The sequence below is a fragment of the Microbacterium istanbulense genome (assembly GCF_037204145.1).
Classification (GTDB): domain Bacteria; phylum Actinomycetota; class Actinomycetes; order Actinomycetales; family Microbacteriaceae; genus Microbacterium; species Microbacterium istanbulense.
In genome coordinates, this window is sequence record NZ_JBBDGN010000001.1 from 41,017 (window position 1) to 56,271 (window position 15,255).

The 15,255-nt window shown below is 67.3% G+C and carries 18 protein-coding genes and 1 tRNA gene; 5 read left to right on the forward strand and 14 right to left on the reverse strand.

The genetic code is table 11. The features are described 5' to 3' along the window. Positions 1-66: 66 nt before the first annotated feature. On the reverse strand, positions 67-1,392 hold the full coding sequence (locus tag WDU93_RS00190; RefSeq protein ID WP_337316123.1) for an ABC transporter substrate-binding protein: 1,326 nt from the start codon (positions 1,390-1,392) through the stop codon (positions 67-69). A 311-nt stretch (positions 1,393-1,703) separates the two neighbouring features. Between WDU93_RS00190 and WDU93_RS00195 the strand changes: the two genes are divergently transcribed. After that, on the forward strand, positions 1,704-2,708 hold the full coding sequence (locus WDU93_RS00195) for a LacI family DNA-binding transcriptional regulator (protein WP_337316125.1): 1,005 nt from the start codon (positions 1,704-1,706) through the stop codon (positions 2,706-2,708). A 76-nt stretch (positions 2,709-2,784) separates the two neighbouring features. Here the strand turns inward: WDU93_RS00195 and rplL are convergent, their stop codons facing one another. Continuing rightward, on the reverse strand, positions 2,785-3,165 hold the full coding sequence (gene rplL, locus WDU93_RS00200; RefSeq protein WP_337316127.1) for a 50S ribosomal protein L7/L12: 381 nt from the start codon (positions 3,163-3,165) through the stop codon (positions 2,785-2,787). Between the two features lie 50 nt (positions 3,166-3,215). Further along, entirely contained in the window at positions 3,216-3,704 is a 489-nt protein-coding gene (gene rplJ, locus WDU93_RS00205; RefSeq protein ID WP_337316129.1) for a 50S ribosomal protein L10, read from the reverse strand. A 301-nt stretch (positions 3,705-4,005) separates the two neighbouring features. On the opposite strand from rplJ, the gene WDU93_RS00210 reads away from it, so the two are divergent. From WDU93_RS00210 to WDU93_RS00220, 3 genes are all read left to right on the forward strand, one after another. Next, entirely contained in the window at positions 4,006-4,686 is a 681-nt protein-coding gene (locus tag WDU93_RS00210; protein WP_337316131.1) for a YqaJ viral recombinase family protein, read from the forward strand. 147 nt (positions 4,687-4,833) lie between these two features. Continuing rightward, positions 4,834-6,525 carry an MDR family MFS transporter gene (locus WDU93_RS00215; protein ID WP_337316133.1) on the forward strand — a complete coding sequence of 564 codons (1,692 nt, stop codon included), beginning with the start codon at positions 4,834-4,836 and terminating at the stop codon, positions 6,523-6,525. Beyond that, complete coding sequence (locus WDU93_RS00220; RefSeq protein ID WP_337316135.1) at positions 6,515-6,985, forward strand: MarR family winged helix-turn-helix transcriptional regulator; 471 nt, start codon at positions 6,515-6,517, stop codon at positions 6,983-6,985. Before WDU93_RS00215 ends, WDU93_RS00220 begins: the two co-directional genes overlap by 11 nt. 15 nt (positions 6,986-7,000) lie before the next feature. Here WDU93_RS00220 and WDU93_RS00225 read toward each other — a convergent pair whose 3' ends face one another. Further along, positions 7,001-7,939, reverse strand: a complete 939-nt coding sequence (locus WDU93_RS00225; protein WP_337316136.1) for a DUF5996 family protein — start codon at positions 7,937-7,939, stop codon at positions 7,001-7,003. Positions 7,940-8,000: 61 nt separating this feature from the next. Beyond that, positions 8,001-8,879 carry a LysR family transcriptional regulator ArgP gene (locus WDU93_RS00230; protein ID WP_337316138.1) on the reverse strand — a complete coding sequence of 293 codons (879 nt, stop codon included), beginning with the start codon at positions 8,877-8,879 and terminating at the stop codon, positions 8,001-8,003. A 70-nt stretch (positions 8,880-8,949) separates the two neighbouring features. On the opposite strand from WDU93_RS00230, the gene lysE reads away from it, so the two are divergent. Beyond that, positions 8,950-9,615 carry an L-lysine exporter gene (gene lysE / locus WDU93_RS00235; RefSeq protein WP_337316140.1) on the forward strand — a complete coding sequence of 222 codons (666 nt, stop codon included), beginning with the start codon at positions 8,950-8,952 and terminating at the stop codon, positions 9,613-9,615. Positions 9,616-9,618: 3 nt separating this feature from the next. On the opposite strand, the gene WDU93_RS00240 is transcribed toward lysE, so the two are convergent. The 9 genes from WDU93_RS00240 to WDU93_RS00280 all read right to left on the reverse strand — a co-directional run bounded on the left by WDU93_RS00240 (position 9,619) and on the right by WDU93_RS00280 (position 15,238). Continuing rightward, complete coding sequence (locus tag WDU93_RS00240) at positions 9,619-9,975, reverse strand: iron chaperone (RefSeq protein ID WP_337316142.1); 357 nt, start codon at positions 9,973-9,975, stop codon at positions 9,619-9,621. Between the two features lie 21 nt (positions 9,976-9,996). Next, the gene (locus tag WDU93_RS00245; protein ID WP_337316144.1) at positions 9,997-10,785 is read right to left on the reverse strand and encodes an amino acid ABC transporter ATP-binding protein; all 789 of its coding nucleotides are present in this window, start codon (positions 10,783-10,785) and stop codon (positions 9,997-9,999) included. Next, positions 10,772-11,434, reverse strand: coding sequence for an amino acid ABC transporter permease (locus WDU93_RS00250; protein WP_337316146.1), 663 nt, complete (start codon positions 11,432-11,434; stop codon positions 10,772-10,774). Before WDU93_RS00250 ends, WDU93_RS00245 begins: the two co-directional genes overlap by 14 nt. Positions 11,435-11,437: 3 nt before the next feature. Next, positions 11,438-12,259 carry an amino acid ABC transporter substrate-binding protein gene (locus WDU93_RS00255; RefSeq protein ID WP_337316148.1) on the reverse strand — a complete coding sequence of 274 codons (822 nt, stop codon included), beginning with the start codon at positions 12,257-12,259 and terminating at the stop codon, positions 11,438-11,440. 177 nt (positions 12,260-12,436) lie between these two features. Beyond that, positions 12,437-13,126, reverse strand: coding sequence for a 50S ribosomal protein L1 (gene rplA / locus WDU93_RS00260; RefSeq protein WP_337316150.1), 690 nt, complete (start codon positions 13,124-13,126; stop codon positions 12,437-12,439). Positions 13,127-13,137: 11 nt separating this feature from the next. After that, positions 13,138-13,569, reverse strand: a complete 432-nt coding sequence (gene rplK / locus WDU93_RS00265; protein ID WP_337316152.1) for a 50S ribosomal protein L11 — start codon at positions 13,567-13,569, stop codon at positions 13,138-13,140. Positions 13,570-13,746: 177 nt separating this feature from the next. Then, complete coding sequence (gene nusG, locus WDU93_RS00270) at positions 13,747-14,814, reverse strand: transcription termination/antitermination protein NusG (protein ID WP_337316154.1); 1,068 nt, start codon at positions 14,812-14,814, stop codon at positions 13,747-13,749. A 41-nt stretch (positions 14,815-14,855) separates the two neighbouring features. Continuing rightward, the gene (gene secE, locus WDU93_RS00275) at positions 14,856-15,125 is read right to left on the reverse strand and encodes a preprotein translocase subunit SecE (protein WP_337316156.1); all 270 of its coding nucleotides are present in this window, start codon (positions 15,123-15,125) and stop codon (positions 14,856-14,858) included. 40 nt (positions 15,126-15,165) lie between these two features. Next, a tRNA-Trp gene (locus WDU93_RS00280) sits at positions 15,166-15,238 on the reverse strand. Positions 15,239-15,255: the final 17 nt, after the last annotated feature.

Consider the following 15,255-nt stretch of genomic DNA (forward strand, 5'->3'; position numbering starts at 1 on the left):
GACCCGACCCCGCAGCGCCGTGCGGGTTGCGTTCAGACTATCGATGAGTGCTGATCGCAGCCGCTCTTAGTTCTCGTAACCGGCCTGGATGTCGGAGAGCACCGTGGTGGTGTCCTTGCCGTCGATCCAGTCGACCATGCCCTTCCAGAAGGAACCGGCGCCGACCGTGGACGGCATCAGGTCAGAGGCGTCGAAACGGAACACCGTGGTGTCGTCCTGCAGGACCGTCATGGCCTCCTGGAGGAACTCGCTCGAAGCGAGCGTCGGGTCGGCGTTCTTGTTGGCGGAGATCACACCGCCGAGCTCGACGCGAGCGTCAGCGAACTCGGGCGAAGCCATGAACTCGAGCACCTTGACGGTGGCCTCGTCGTCGTTGAAGGCTGCGACGAACTCGCCGCCACCCTCGACCTGCAGCTCACCCTCGGTCATGCCGGGGAGCAGGAAGGCGTAGACGTCACCGTCGGGAGCGACCGTGGGGGTCTCGCCGTCAGCCGTCTGCACGTCGAGGAAGTTCGCCGACAGGAACGATGCCTGGTGGGTCAGCGCGCAGGTGCCGTCGGCCACCTTGGCGGCGACGTCGGCGAACGCGGTCGAGTTGATGCTCTTGACGTCACCGAATCCGGCGTTGACGTACTCCGGGTCGAGCAGGATGGTGCCGACCGCGTCGAACGCGTCCTTGATCTCGGGGTCGGTGAACTTCACGTCACCGGCGATCCAGGAGTCGTAGACCTCGGGGCCGGACTGGCGCAGGACGAGGTCCTCGATCCAGTCGGTGCCGGGCCAGCCGGATGCCGCGTCGGACGCGAAGCCGGCGCACCACGGTGCCTCGCCCGACTTCTCCTTGATGGTGTCGGTGAGCGTGATCAGCTCGTCCCACGTCTTGGGAACCTCGAGGCCCCACTCCTCGAACGACGCCGGCGAGTACCAGACGTAGCCCTTGAGGTTGGCGAGCATCGGAGCAGCGTAGAACGTGTCGTCGAAGGTGCCGTAGGCCTTCCAGTCCGCAGACCAGTTCTCGTCGACGGCAGCCGAGACGGACTCGGGCGCGGGGGTGACCTTGCCGGTGTCGACAAGGGTCTTCAGCAGACCGGGCTGCGGAACGATGGCGATGTCGGGCGCGTCGCCACCGGTCACCTTGGTGACGATGTTGCCCTCGAATGCCTTGTCACCGGTGTACTCGACCTTGATGCCGGTGTCTTCGGTGAACGCGGCGAAGGACTCGTTGAGGTCGTCGGCCTCGGTGCCGGTGATACCGCCCGAGATGCGGACCGTCTGCGAACCGGAGTCGCCGCCGGGGCTGTCCGTGCTCTCGGCACAGCCAACGAGCGTGATGCCCAGCACGGTCGGGATCGCGAGCGAGGCGAGCAGCGCGCGCCGCTTGGTCATACCCATGTGTCTTCTCCTCTTTCAGGGTGGATGAACCGCCTCCAACGGCCGATCCTCGCTACTTTGCGGAACCGATTCCAGAGTGACTTCAGGCGATTCCTGGACAACCTACTGGCCAATCCACCCCCGGCACAATACGGAATTGTCACAGATCGGCAACCTTTCGAGATGCGCCAGAAACCCCGAAGTCGATGCGACTGAAAGAAAAGTGTGGAACCGGTTTCCGACACGCCTGTAAACCGCTAATCTGTGAGCGTCACGTGCCGTACCCACCCCCGTTGGCCGCGACGACAGCCGAAAGCGGTCGAGGAGGACCCATGAGCACCATCGCCGATGTCGCGGCGCGTGCCGGTGTGTCCAAGGCGACCGCGAGCAGGGCTTTGAGCGGACGCGGCTACGTCTCAGAAGACACCAGACAGCGCGTGGAAGACGCCGCCGCCGCACTCGCCTATGTCGCGCACTCGTCTGCCACGAGCCTCGCGACCGGACGCACGCAGACCGTCGGCGTGGTCATGCCCCTGGTGGATCGGTGGTTCTTCGCCGAGGTGCTCTCGGGCATCCAGCAGGCGCTCTTCGCCCTCGACTACGACCTCGCCCTCTACGGCATCCCCGGTGACGCCCTCAGCCGCGAACGGCTGTTCACGACGATGCTCCCCCGGCGTCGCTTCGACGGGATCATCGCGGTGGGGATCCAGCCGGATGCCGTCGAGCTCGAGCACCTGCGCCGGGCGCAGCGCCCCCTGGTCAGCGTCGGACCGTTCAGCGACAGCGTCACCTCGATCGCGATCGACGACCGCGCGGCTGGTCGGATCGCCACCGAGCACCTGATCGAGCTGGGACACACCGACATCGCCTTCCTCGGGGCCTCCGGCACTGCCTACCCGCACAGCTTCGGTGACGACCGTCGGATCGACGGCTACCGTGAGGCGCTCGCCTCAGCCGGGCTGTCATCGGCGGCACGGATCGTTGATGCCGCTCCGACCATGCCGGGTGGCTACGCGGCGGCGGCCGAGCTGCTCGGCGACCGGCGCGGCAGGCCCTCGGCGATCGTCGGCGTCTGCGACGAGGCCGCCATCGGCGCGATGATCGCCACACGCCGGCTGGGCATCACCGTGCCGACCGAGCTGAGCATCATCGGCATCGACGATCATCAGCACGCCGAGATGTTCTCTCTGACGACGATCCGGCAGGCGCCCCGCGAACAGGGCGTGGATGCGGTGCGGATGCTGCTGGAGCGTATCGAGCATCCGGATGCCCCTCTCGGTCAGGTGGTCGCCTCCTCCGCTCTGGTGGTGCGCGCCTCGACGGCCGCACCACGCTGACCGACGGCGCCCACAGACGCACGAAGGCCCCGAGCACATGCCCGGGGCCTTCGAAAGAAGCGCTGACGCGCTGGAATTACTTGAGGGTGACGGTGGCGCCAGCCTCTTCCAGAGCAGCCTTGGCCTTCTCGGCGGTCTCCTTGTTGGCGCCCTCGAGGACGGCCTTCGGAGCGCCGTCGACGACAGCCTTGGCCTCGCCGAGGCCCAGCGAGGTGAGCTCGCGGACGGTCTTGATGACCTGGATCTTCTTGTCGCCAGCAGCCTCGAGGATGACGTCGAAGGAGTCCTTCTCCTCAACCTCTTCAGCAGCGCCTGCGCCACCAGCGCCGGCAACGGCGACGGGGGCGGCAGCGGTGACGTCGAACTTCTCCTCGAACGCCTTGACGAACTCGCTGAGCTCGACGAGGGTCAGGCCGGCGAACTGCTCAAGCAGCTCCTCAGTGGTGAGCTTAGCCATGATGTATCTCCTAGATAGATGGGGTTTGTGAGAACGAGAACGCCGGTCGCTTACGCGGCCTCAGCGGTCTCCAGCTTTTCGCGAAGAGCATCGATGGTGGCCGCAGCCTTGCCCATCGTGGCCTTCATCATGCCCGCAGCCTTCGCCAGCAGAACCTCACGGCTCTCGAGCGCGGCGTACTTGTTGACCTCGTCGGCGGTGAGCGAGTTGCCCTCGAACACGCCGCCCTTGATCACGAGAAGCGGGTTGGCCTTGGCGAAGTCACGCAGAGCCTTGGCAGTGGCGACGAAGTCACCGTGCACGAAGGCGACAGCCGACGGACCCTTGAGGTCCTCGTCCAGCGCCGTGATCCCCGCGTTGTTGGCGGCGATCTTGGTCAGCGTGTTCTTCACCACGGCGTACTCAGCGTCCTGACGGATGCTGTTGCGCAGCTGCTTGAGCTGGGCAACCGTCAGACCGCGGTACTCGGTCAGCAGGACGGCGTTCGAGTTCTCGAATGACTTCGTGAGCTCGGCGACCGATGCATCCTTCTGCGCCATGGTCACTCCTTGGTGGGTACGGAATGCCTCACGGTGGTGAGGCATTGGACCGGCGACCGCCCGCCCGGAAAAACAGAAGAGCTCCGGCGCAAGCGCACGGAGCTCAGAAGAAGTTCGTGTCACCTGCGCGGGCCCCTGCTGAGCAGAGCTTCGATCTTCGCGCTTGCGCACGACGATGACCAGCGGTCTTCGGTTGATCCCATGCTACGACATCCAGGACGACCACCCAAATCGAGGGGGCGCGCCGCCACGGTCGGCGTGTGACGCCGCCGCCGTCCGCGGCCAGGGGTAGCCTCGTGAGGTGACCCCGGAACTCGAAGCGCGCATCGTCGCCGACTCCCGCGACCGGGTCGCGTGGCTTCGGGCGCGAGCCCGTGGGATCACCGCCACCGACGTCGCAGGCCTCTCCGGCGCCGCCTCGATCGCCAGGGCCGCTGATGCCAAACTCGGCGCCGGCCCCCGCTTCGGCGGCAACGCGTACACCGATCATGGCCGGCGTCGCGAGCCCGAGATCGCGGCATGGGTCGCTGCGACACACGGCATCCTTCCCTCCAGCGCCCTGTTCTGCGCCGAGACCGAAAAGCGCCACCTCGCCACCCCCGACGGCGTCTGCGTCGACGGCGATGGCCGCGTGCTGCTGGCCGAGATCAAGACGACGAACAAGTCGTGGCGCACGATCCCTCGTACCTACCTGCGCCAGGTGTGGTGGCAGCAGCACGTGCTCGGCGCCGAGCGCACGCTGTTCGTCTGGGAAGAGCACGACGACTTCAACCCGATCCACGATGAGCCCAAGTCGGTGTGGATCGAGCGGGATGACCGTGAGATCGGTCGCCTCGTCGGACTCGCCACCGACCTCATCGACGAGTTGTACCGGCGCACCACGGGCCGCGAGGTGCCGGCACGCGGCCCCGAGGCCGCACCGACGCGACGCGAGCAGTTGCGCGAACGCGACGCCTTCCGCGCACTCGCCCTGGCGGATTGACGCGCACCGCCCCCTCCGCGAGTTAGTTGACGAAACTCAACCATCGGCGTATGGTTGACAAGTTCAACGATTTCGTGCGCGCCACTGTCGACGCCGCATCCCCCTCGACAACGGAAGGCGTGCATGTCACACCCGTCCCCCTCCTCCATGACGCACCGCCAGGTGCTCGAGGCACTCACCGGCCTGCTGCTCGGCATGTTCGTCTCGATGATCGCCGGCACCGTCGTCTCCACCTCGATGCCGGTCATCGTCCACGACCTCGGCGGCGACCAGGCCGCCTACACCTGGGTGATCACCTCGACCCTGCTGACGACGGCGATCGCGACCCCGATCTGGGGCAAGCTGGCCGACCTGTTCAACCGCAAGCTGCTCATCCAGATCGCTCTGGTGATCTTCGTGCTCGCCACCGCCGCGGCCGGCTTCGCTCAGGACACGAACGTGCTCATCGCCTTCCGCGCGGTGCAGGGCATCGGGGCCGGTGGCCTGGCCGCCCTCAGCCAGGTGATCATGGCCGACATCATCAGCCCGCGCGAGCGGGGGCGCTACATGGGCCTGTTCGGCGCCGTGATGGCCGTCGCCACGGTCGGCGGCCCGCTGCTGGGCGGCTGGATCACCGACACCCTGAACTGGCGGTGGAACTTCTTCGTCGCGCTGCCCTTTGCGGTGGCCGCGCTGTTCATCTTGCAGAAGACACTGCACGTGGCGAACAACCGCACCCGCAAGGTGTCGATCGACTACACGGGCATCGTGCTGCTGTCGGTCGCGGTCTCGCTGCTGCTGATCTGGATCACCAACGCCGGCTCCTCCTTCGACTGGTGGAGCATGCAGACCGTGCTCATGGTCGGTGGCGCACTCGTCGCGGCGATCGTCTTCGTGATCGTCGAGCTCAAGGTGCGCGAGCCGCTCATCCCGCTGACCCTGTTCCGGGGCCGCACCTTCACCCTCTCGGTGCTCGCCTCGATCTCGATCGGCGTGGCCATGTTCGGCACCTCGGTCTACCTGGCGCAGTACATGCAGCTCTCCCGCGGGGCCTCCCCCACGCAGGCGGGGCTGATGACCCTGCCGATGATGGCCGGCCTGTTGCTGTCGTCGATCATCGTCGGTCAGCTCGTCACGCGGTACGGCCGCTGGAAGCCGTACCTGATCGCCGGATCGGTGATGCTCATCGCCGGCTCGATCCTGCTCTCGACACTGCACTACGACACGAACTTCGTCCTCGTCTCGATCTACATGTTCCTCATGGGCGCGGGCGTGGGCATGACCATGCAGAACCTCGTGCTCATCGTGCAGAACGTCGCGAAGCCGAGCGAGATGGGCGTGTCCAGCTCTGGGGTGACCTTCTTCCGCAGCCTCGGCGGCACCGTCGGCGTCTCGGTCATGGGCGCCGTGGTCGCAGGACACATCACCACGCTGTTCTCCGACGGCAAGGAGAAGCTCGGCGCCGCCATCGCCCAGCTCGGCGAGAAGGGCGCGGCCGTGGCCGAGCAGCTCAGCAGCGGCACGCTGCCCGAGGTGCGCCTGCTGCCCGAGCCGGTGCGCTCGATCATCGAGGACTTCTACGCCCAGGCGATCTCGCAGTCGTTCCTCATCGGGGTGCCCCTTGCGGTGCTCAGCCTGGTCGCGATCCTCTTCCTGCCGAACACGCCGCTCACGCGGATGACGACCTCCGAACGGGCCGCGGCGGAGCGGGTCAAGGGCGAGTCGCACGCGATCGAGGAGGCGGCGGAGATCGCCGTCGCCGACGCCACTGCCCTGGCCGGCGCGCACACCGACACGATCCCGGTGATCCGCCCCGAGTCCGAGCGCGGTGAGGAGAGCGGCCGCGGCGATGAGCGCTGACTCCGGCACCCCCCAGGAGCGTGCGAGCGCGGTCCGCTCGCTCGAGGCCGAGTTCGCCGAGCTGATCAACCACACCCGTCGGGTGATGGTCGAGAATGCGAACCGGGTGAGCCCGGGGATGCTTCCCGGGGCCTACAAGGTGCTCTCGACGATCGAGCGTTGCGAAGAGGTCACGGCCTCGGCCCTGGCCGAGCGGCTGCTCAGCGACAAGGGACAGGTCAGCCGCACCGTGCGCGAGCTCGAAGACCTCGGCTTCGTCGAGCGCACCCCCGATCCGCGCGACCGCCGTTCCGCGCTGCTGCGAGTCACGCCGCTGGGTTCGCAGCGTCTCGCGGCAGCCAGGGAGCCGCAGGAGGGGCGGTTGCTGCGCACCCTCGAGGAGTGGAGCCTTGCCGACATCGACAACCTCACGCGACTGCTGCGTGCCCTCGTGACCGGAGTGAGTCCCTCCCGCGACTGACCCTGCCGGGCGCGGTCAGCGCGCGGTGCCGATCTGGGCATCCAACCGGTGCGGATTGACGTCGAGGACCGCGCGGTCCCAGTCAGCGAGATCGGCGGCGAGCGCGTAGGTGTCGTTGAGGAACGTCAGCAGCGTCTGCTCCGGATCGGCACTCGTGCGCACCTGCTCGTAGGGCAGGATCCACTCGCCGAGACTCGTGTCGAACTCGCCCACCGATACCGTCCCGTCGTTGTATCCGGGCGGGGTGGGGTTGGCGTAGGCGTAGAAGCTGCCCTCCTCCGAGCCACCGGCCCAGAACCCGGCACTGGCGTTCTGCCACGACTCGGCCTCCTGCATGACCCAGCTCGGGCACGAGGGCGGAGGGGTGCCCTCCCAGGTCGGAGCCAGCCGCCCGGAGTAGCGCACGCAGGACAGATCCATCGAGCCCCAGAACAGTTGCACCGGGCTGTCCTTGCCGGCGAAGCCGGCGCGCCACTGCTCGAACACCGCATTCGCGGCGAGCAGCTGCCGCCAGAAGGTCTGCGCATGCTCGGGGACATAGGTGTGGTGCGCGGTGTCCTCGGCGAACGGCACCGCCGGGGAGACCTCGTTCGGGCTGGCGACGATGATGCAGTCCAGGTGCAATGCCCGCAGCGCTGCCATGGTGGCGGCGTAGAAGTCGGCGACGGTGCGCGAGCGCAGCGCCACGGTCTGCTGGTCGCCCGCGCTGGTGCGGATCACGAGCTGGTGGTCGATGAAGTCGAACTCGGCGTCGAAGCTGAGCCCGCGGTCGCGCATGAGCCCCGTGCGCAGCCCTCGGGCGCTGACTTGGAAGGTGACGTTCCACCAGTGGTTGATGAGCGCAGTGGAGGCCAGCTCGATCTTGCCGACGATCTGCAACCACATGTGCAGCGTCTCGCGGGTGTCGGTCCAGTCGGCGACCTTCAGCGCCGGCCAGCTTTCGTTCTCGGGCATCATCGGCTCCCGCCTGTGAGGGGTGTGGCGTCGAGTCTGCCAGAGCAGTGGCCGCCGCGCCTCACCGGCGCAGGACGCGTGCGGCTTCCGCGGCGACCTCGGCGGCGATGACGTCGAGCAGCTCAGAGCGCAGATTCCACTGCTGCCAGTACAGCGCCACCCGCACGGCCGGGCCTCCGAGGCCCGTGAGCTCGGGGCTGTCCTGCAGCACCGGCAGCATGCCCCAGCCCAGCCCCAGCTGCACGGCGAGGGCGTAGTCATGAGAGGCGGGCACATAGTGACGCGGCACTCCCTGGTGGGCGACCCCCATGGCGCGCAGCCAGTCGTGCTGCAGACTGTCGCGGCGGTCGAAGTCGACGAAAGGTGCGGCGGCGAGGGCCTCCGCCGTGATGCCGTCCGGGAACCACCGCTCGGCGAAGGCGGCGTCCGCGACCGCCCGGTACTCCAGCACGCCGAGCGGGCTGACCGAGCATCCGCTGACCGGCTCGCTCTGACTCGTGACGGCCGCCATCACCGTGCCGGACTCGAGCAGCCGTGCCGTGAAATTCTGATCGTCGCGGTGCAGGTCGAAGTCGATGCCCCGGCGGGCCGAGAGCCGAGCCAGCGGGGGCAGGAACCAGGTGGCCATCGAGTCGGCGTTGACGGCAAGCGGGATACTGATGCGCGCGGCATCCGTCTCATCGACGAACCCGACGCCGCTGAGCGCATCGTGCTCCAGCAGCGCGATCTGCCGCGCCAGTCGCACGACCGCCTCTCCTGCTTCGGTGAGCGTGGCCGGCTTGGAGCGCACGACGAGGATGCGGCCGAGCTGCTGCTCGAGCGTCTTCAGTCGCTGGCTCACCGCGGAGGGGGTGATCCGCAGGCGCCGTGACGCCGCGTCCAGCGTGCCTTCCGCGGCGACGGCGGCGACGGTGGCGGCGAGTTCAGGATCGATCTTCACATTAGCGATGCTAATGGTGCATGAGTAATCTTCGCTGGTGCTGTCGTCGCGAGGTTCCTAGTCTGAGAACATGCTCTCGCTCCTCGCCGGCCTCGGACTCGGCCTCTCGCTCATCATCGCCATCGGCGCACAGAACGTCTTCGTGCTGCGTCAGGGCATCCGCCGCGAGCACGTGCTGGCCGTCGTCATCATCTGCGCACTGTCGGATGCCGTGCTCATCATCGCCGGCGTCGCCGGCCTCGGCTACATCATCAACGCCGCCCCGTGGCTCGTCGTGGTCGCCCGCTGGGCCGGCGCGATCTTCCTCACCGTGTATGGCCTGATGGCGGCGCGACGGGCCTGGCGCGGCGGCGATGAGGCCCTCGAAGTCGAGGCGGAGGAGAGCGCCGCGTTCGCCGGTGGCGGCACGGCGACCGTCACCCGCACGGCGACCCGCACCGCCCTCGCACCGGTGATCCTCACCACACTCGCCCTGACCTGGCTGAACCCGCATGTCTACCTCGACACGGTGCTCATGCTCGGCTCGATCGCCGCGACCCACGGGGACCAGCGCTGGCTCTTCGCCGCCGGCGCTGTCGCGGCGAGCATCCTGTGGTTCACCGGCCTCGGTTTCGGTGCCCGTTATCTGGGTCGCTGGCTGCGCACGCCGCGCGCCTGGCGCGTGCTGGACGCCATCATCGCGGTCGTGATGATCGCCCTCGCGATCAGCCTCGTGCTGCCGGTGCTCGGCGGCTGAGGGTCATCCCTCGATCTCAGCCGACCGGAAGGCTACGAGAGCGCGGATGAGATCGTCCGGTATCGGAGTGCCGGGGCGGAAGCGAATCGCCCCGGTGCTCGCATCGGCTCCGTCGATCTCGGCCACCTGCGCGGATACGGCCGCCACGGCGGCCGCACTGAATGGATACACGCCCAGATGCCGTGCCGCCCTGATCGCCGAGATCAATACCTTGCCACGGTGCTTCAGCGCGGGCATCCGATAGCCGGTGCCCTGCTCGGCATCCGGCACGACCTCCCGCGCGAGCGCGTAGACGCGCGCCAACGCCGCCCGATCGTCTGGATCCTCGACGCCGGCGAGGTATTCGTCCACTGCACCCATGGGGGCATCATGGCACGGGAGTCAGTCGCCCTCCAGAGGGCGGAGGATGCGGGTGAGGAAGCGCTGCGTGCGCTCGTGCCGCGGGGCGGTGAACAGCTGCTCGGGCGGCCCCTCCTCGACCACCACTCCCCCATCGAGGAAGAGGACGTGATCGGCGGCCTCGCGCGCGAAGGCCAGCTCGTGCGTGACGACGACCATGGACCAGCCCTCGTCGGCGAGCTCCTTGATCACCAGAAGCACCTCGCCGACCAGCTCGGGGTCCAGCGCGCTGGTGGGCTCGTCGAACAGCAGCAGCTCGGGCTTGAGTGCGAGCGCCCGCACGATGCCGACGCGCTGCTGCTGACCACCGGAGAGCTCGTGCGGGTAGGCGTCTTCCTTGTCGGCGAGTCCCACCCGGGACAGCAGCGCACGCGCCTCGGCGACGACCTCGTCCTTCGGGCGACGCTGCACGCGCCACGGACCCTCGATCACGTTCTGCAGCACCGTGAGGTGCGGGAACAGGTTGTGGTGTTGAAAGACCATGGCCGAGCGGTCGCGCAGCGCGAAGCGCTCATTCTTATCGATGCCGACCGTGAAGTCGGCCTCCGGCGCCCCGGCGATCTCGAGCGTGCCCGCGTCGGGAATCTCGAGGCCGTTCAGCGAGCGCAGCACCGTGGTCTTGCCCGAGCCACTCGGCCCGATGAGCACGACGACCTCGCCACGGTGCAGCGTCAGATCGACCCCGCGCAGCACCTCTCGGTCGTCGAAGCTCTTACGCAGACCCCTGGCGGTGAGCAGTGCGGAGGTGCCCGATCTCTCAGCGCGCGACATGACGATCCAATCTGCTCTCCACCACGTTCTGCAGCGTAGACAGCACGAGGCAGATCACCCAGTACACGAGGGCCGCGGCCAGATACACGACCATGAACTTCAACGATGCCGAGGCGATCTGCTGGGCCACTTTGAACAGCTCGGTCACGAGGATGAGCGCGGTCAGCGACGTGTCCTTGACGAGCGAGATGAACGTGTTCGACAGCGGCGGCACCGACACCCGGGCGGCCTGCGGCAGGATGATGCGCACCAGCGTGCGCGTGCGCCCCATCCCGACCGTGTACGCCGCCTCCCACTGCCCCTTCGGGACAGAGAGGATGGCGGCACGGATGACCTCAGCCGCGTAGCCGCCGACGTTCAGCGACAACGCGATGATCGCGCTCGGCCACGGGTTGATGAGCACGCCGATCGACGGCATCCCGTAGAAGATCACGAACAGCTGCACGAGCAGCGGCGTGCCCCGGATGACCGAGATGTAGGCGCGCGCGATCCCGGAGAGCACCCGATGCTCGGAGATGCGCATCAGGGCCACCGCGACCGCGATCGCGAGCCCCACCAGGAAGGAGATGATCGCGAGCGGGATCGTCACGGTCACGCCCGCCAGGGCCAGCGGCCCCAGCGAGCTGAGGAACAGCTCCCATTCGCTCATCGACTACTCGGTGACGTCGGCGCCGAAGTACTTGTCGCTGATCTCGGCCAGAGTGCCGTCAGCACGCAGCTCGTCGAGCGCACCGTCGATCGCCTCGATCAGCGCCTCGTGCTCCTTGGTGGCCACGAAAGCCTGCTCGCCGGCCTCGTCGGTCTCGGCGGCGATCTTCAGGCCCGTGGGGCCGTCGGTCTTCTCGTAGTCGAGGAAGGTGAGCTTGTCGTTGATGGTGGCATCCACGCGCCCCTGCTCGAGCAGGGCGACGGCCTGCGCCCAGCCCTCGACGCCCTCGACCTTGGCGCCGGACTCAGTGGCAAGCTCGTACCAGTTGCTGGTCAGCGACTGCGCGGTGGTCTTGCCCTCGAGGTCGGCGAAGGACGAGATCGAGTCGTCGTCCTCGAGCGTGACGATCACGCCGGGCGAGACCGTGTACGGCTCGCTGAAGAGGTACGAAGCCTCCCGCTCGGGGTTGATGCTCACCTGGTTGGCGATCACGTCGAAGCGGCCGGCGTCGAGGCCGGCGAAGATGGCATCCCACTGCGTCTCCTGGAAGACGATCTCGAGGTCGAGCTTCTCGGCGACGGCCTCGATGATCTCGACGTCGTAGCCGATGAGGTCGCCGGTGCCACCGTCGTCGTGGAAGCTGAACGGGCGGTAGGTGCCCTCGGTCGCGACCGTGAGCGTGCCGGGGGTGACGAGGCCGTATTCGTCGTCGCCACCTGCGGCGGGCGTCTCGTCGGTCGACGCGGTGCTGCTGCAGCCGGCGAGGACCGTGGCGGCGAGGCCGAGGGCGGCGAAGGCGGTGACGGCGGTGCGACGACGGATCATGTTCGGATCTCCTGGTGATTCGGATATGCGCCGGATGCCGGCGACCGACCTACAGTACGCCGAGAGGCGACCGGATGCCGCATCATGTGACGTTCGATGTCACACGATACGACGCAGAAGACCCCCGCCCGAAGGCGAGGGTCTTCCGGAACGCAGAGGTTCCTGATCCTGGAGGGATCAGATGGCGTTGACGTCCAGCGGGATGCCGGGGCCGAACGTGGTCGACACGGCGCCCTTCTGGATGTAACGGCCCTTCGAGCTCGACGGCTTCAGACGCACGATCTCTTCGAGCGCTGCGGCGATGTTCTCGTCGAGCTGCTCGGCCGAGAACGAGGACTTGCCGACGATGAAGTGCACGTTGGCGTGCTTGTCGACGCGGAACTCGATCTTTCCGCCCTTGATCTCCTCGACGGCCTTGGCCGGGTTCGGAGTCACGGTGCCGGTCTTCGGGTTGGGCATGAGGCCACGCGGACCCAGCACCTTGCCGAGACGACCGACCTGGCCCATGAGCTCAGGGGTCGAGACCGCGGCGTCGAAGTCGGTCCAGCCGCCGGCGACCTTCTCAATCAGCTCGGTGCCACCGACCTCGTCGGCGCCCGCAGCCAGAGCCGCTTCAGCAGCCGGGCCGTTCGCGAACACGATGACGCGAGCGGTCTTACCGGTGCCGTGCGGCAGCATGACGGTGCCGCGCACCATCTGGTCTGCCTTGCGCGGGTCGACCGAGAGCTTCAGCGCGACCTCGACGGTCGAGTCGAACTTCGACGAGCCGGTCTCCTTCGCGAGGGCGACTGCCTCGGAGGGGGTGTAGAAACGGTCAGCCTCGATCTTCGCCGCTGCTGCCTTGTATGCCTTGGACTTGGTAGTCATTGTCTTTCCCCTCAGCCCTCGACCGTGATGCCCATGGAGCGGGCGGTGCCAGCGATGATCTTCGAGGCGGCCTCGATGTCGTTCGCGTTCAGGTCAGCCTGCTTCTGCTCGGCGATCTGACGGACCTGCTCGGCCGAGATCTTGCCGACCTTGACGGTGTGCGGCGTGGACGAGCCCTTCTGCAGGCCAGCGGCCTTCTTGATGAGCTCCGCAGCCGGCGGGGTCTTCAGGACGAACGTGAAGCTGCGGTCCTCGTAGACGGTGATCTCCACGGGGATGACGTTGCCGCGCTGCGACTCGGTCGCGGCGTTGTACGCCTTGGTGAACTCCACGATGTTGACGCCATGCTGACCGAGCGCGGGGCCGATCGGCGGCGCCGGGGTGGCTGCACCGGCGTTGATCTGAAGCTTGATCAGGCCGGTCACCTTCTTCTTCGGTGCCATTCTCTTTCCTTTCATCGAGGCGGATGACGAGCATCCGCTTCTCCCGCGGGACCGGCATTTCCGGAGCGCGGTGATGTTCGTGCTCGCGCACAAACCATGTCAGTCTACCCGATCCCGGCCCATGCTGGAGAACGCGAAAGGCCCCGCCGAAGCGAGGCCTTTCTGACGTGATGTGGGTCAGATCATCTTGGTGACCTGGTCGAACGACAGCTCGACCGGGGTCTCGCGCTCGAAGAGCGAGACGAGCACGGTGAGCTTGCCGCTCTCCGGCTTGATCTCGCTGATCGAACCGGGAAGACCGGCGAACGAGCCTTCCTTGATGGTGATCGTCTCACCGACCTCGAAGTCGACCTCGGCGGCGACCGGACGCGCGACGGCCGTGCCGCCCTTGGCGTTGATCGACTTCGCGGTGGGGACGTCCTTGACCTCGACGAGCGACTTCAGCATGTTGAAGGCCTCTTCGAAACGCAGCGGGGTCGGGTTGTGGGCGTTGCCCACGAAGCCGGTCACACCGGGAGTGTGACGCACGACCGACCAGGTGTCCTCGTTGAGCTCCATGCGCACGAGCACGTAGCCGGGGATCCGGACGCGCGTGACCATCTTGCGCTGACCGTTCTTGATCTCGACGACGTCCTCCATCGGGACCTCGATCTGATAGATGTCGTCCTCGACCTCGAGCGTGGACTTGCGCTGCTCGATGTTGGCCTTCACCTTGCGCTCGAAGCCGGCGTAGGAGTGGATGACGTACCACTTGCCGGGGAGCATCCGCAGATCCATGCGGAACGCCTCGTACGGGTCCTCCTCGGCGGCGTCGACCTCGGCGTCAGCCTCGGCGACGTCGGCCACGAATGCGGGGTCGAGCGCCGGAGCGTCTTCGTCGCCGTTCACGTCGGGACCGTCGTAGGGCGAGACCTCCTCGGCCGCGGCGGCCTCGATCTCGGCAGCCTCTTCGGCCACAGCGTCGTTGAGGACTTCAGCGGCAGCTTCAGACTCTGCTGCCTCGTCCAGGTTGAGAGCGTCGTTCACGATCGCGTCTGCCTCCGGGTCGTCGATGTCGATGTCGGCATCCGTGTCGTCCGAATCCTCGTCGTCGCCCTCGACCTCGACGTGCAGAGCGATGTGCTCCGCCGCGGTCACCGAGCGCTCTTCGGCCGCCAGGACGTTGCCCTCCTGGGCTTCGTCCTCCTCGCTGGACTGCTCTGCAGCGGTGGCCCAGTCGGCGTCGTCGGAATATCGTTCAGACACGTTGCTTCTTTCCGTTCACTGCGGCGAGCGCCGCAGGTGCGTCAGTTGCCGGGAACCCCGAACACGAAGTGCGTGGCATAACCGAAGATCGTGTCGAGGCCGTAGACGAGGCCCATGACGATCAGCACGAAGACCAGGACCACCAGCGTGTAGCGGATGAGTTCCTTGCGGGTGGGGGTGACCACCTTGCGGAGTTCACCGATCACCTGGCGGAAGAACAGGGCGATCCGGCCGAAGAAGCCGAGCTTCCGGTCGCGGATTGCGCCCGCGCCTGCCGCGACGACGTCGCCGTGCACTTCGTCCTGAGCCATCCTGCGTGTACCTTTCGTGTGCCAGCATCGCGCTGACGCGCAGGGCGGACAGGAATCGAACCTGCAACCTGCGGTTTTGGAGACCGCTGCTCTGCCAATTGAGCTACCGCCCTAGAGGTCATCAGACCCC

What these genes read in the sequence shown, in the direction of transcription:
- WDU93_RS00220 (WP_337316135.1), top strand. Translation starts at nt 6,515, where the DNA reads ATGAGCGCTGACTCCGGCACCCCCCAGGAGCGTGCGAGCGCGGTCCGC.
- WDU93_RS00255 (WP_337316148.1), bottom strand. Translation starts at nt 12,259, where the DNA reads ATGATCCGTCGTCGCACCGCCGTCACCGCCTTCGCCGCCCTCGGCCTC.
- WDU93_RS00195 (WP_337316125.1), top strand. Translation starts at nt 1,704, where the DNA reads ATGAGCACCATCGCCGATGTCGCGGCGCGTGCCGGTGTGTCCAAGGCG.
- secE (WP_337316156.1), bottom strand. Translation starts at nt 15,125, where the DNA reads ATGGCTCAGGACGAAGTGCACGGCGACGTCGTCGCGGCAGGCGCGGGC.
- WDU93_RS00240 (WP_337316142.1), bottom strand. Translation starts at nt 9,975, where the DNA reads ATGGGTGCAGTGGACGAATACCTCGCCGGCGTCGAGGATCCAGACGAT.
- WDU93_RS00250 (WP_337316146.1), bottom strand. Translation starts at nt 11,434, where the DNA reads ATGAGCGAATGGGAGCTGTTCCTCAGCTCGCTGGGGCCGCTGGCCCTG.
- rplJ (WP_337316129.1), bottom strand. Translation starts at nt 3,704, where the DNA reads ATGGCGCAGAAGGATGCATCGGTCGCCGAGCTCACGAAGTCATTCGAG.
- lysE (WP_337316140.1), top strand. Translation starts at nt 8,950, where the DNA reads ATGCTCTCGCTCCTCGCCGGCCTCGGACTCGGCCTCTCGCTCATCATC.
- WDU93_RS00215 (WP_337316133.1), top strand. Translation starts at nt 4,834, where the DNA reads ATGACGCACCGCCAGGTGCTCGAGGCACTCACCGGCCTGCTGCTCGGC.
- rplA (WP_337316150.1), bottom strand. Translation starts at nt 13,126, where the DNA reads ATGACTACCAAGTCCAAGGCATACAAGGCAGCAGCGGCGAAGATCGAG.
- rplL (WP_337316127.1), bottom strand. Translation starts at nt 3,165, where the DNA reads ATGGCTAAGCTCACCACTGAGGAGCTGCTTGAGCAGTTCGCCGGCCTG.
- WDU93_RS00245 (WP_337316144.1), bottom strand. Translation starts at nt 10,785, where the DNA reads ATGTCGCGCGCTGAGAGATCGGGCACCTCCGCACTGCTCACCGCCAGG.
- WDU93_RS00190 (WP_337316123.1), bottom strand. Translation starts at nt 1,392, where the DNA reads ATGGGTATGACCAAGCGGCGCGCGCTGCTCGCCTCGCTCGCGATCCCG.
- WDU93_RS00225 (WP_337316136.1), bottom strand. Translation starts at nt 7,939, where the DNA reads ATGCCCGAGAACGAAAGCTGGCCGGCGCTGAAGGTCGCCGACTGGACC.
- rplK (WP_337316152.1), bottom strand. Translation starts at nt 13,569, where the DNA reads ATGGCACCGAAGAAGAAGGTGACCGGCCTGATCAAGCTTCAGATCAAC.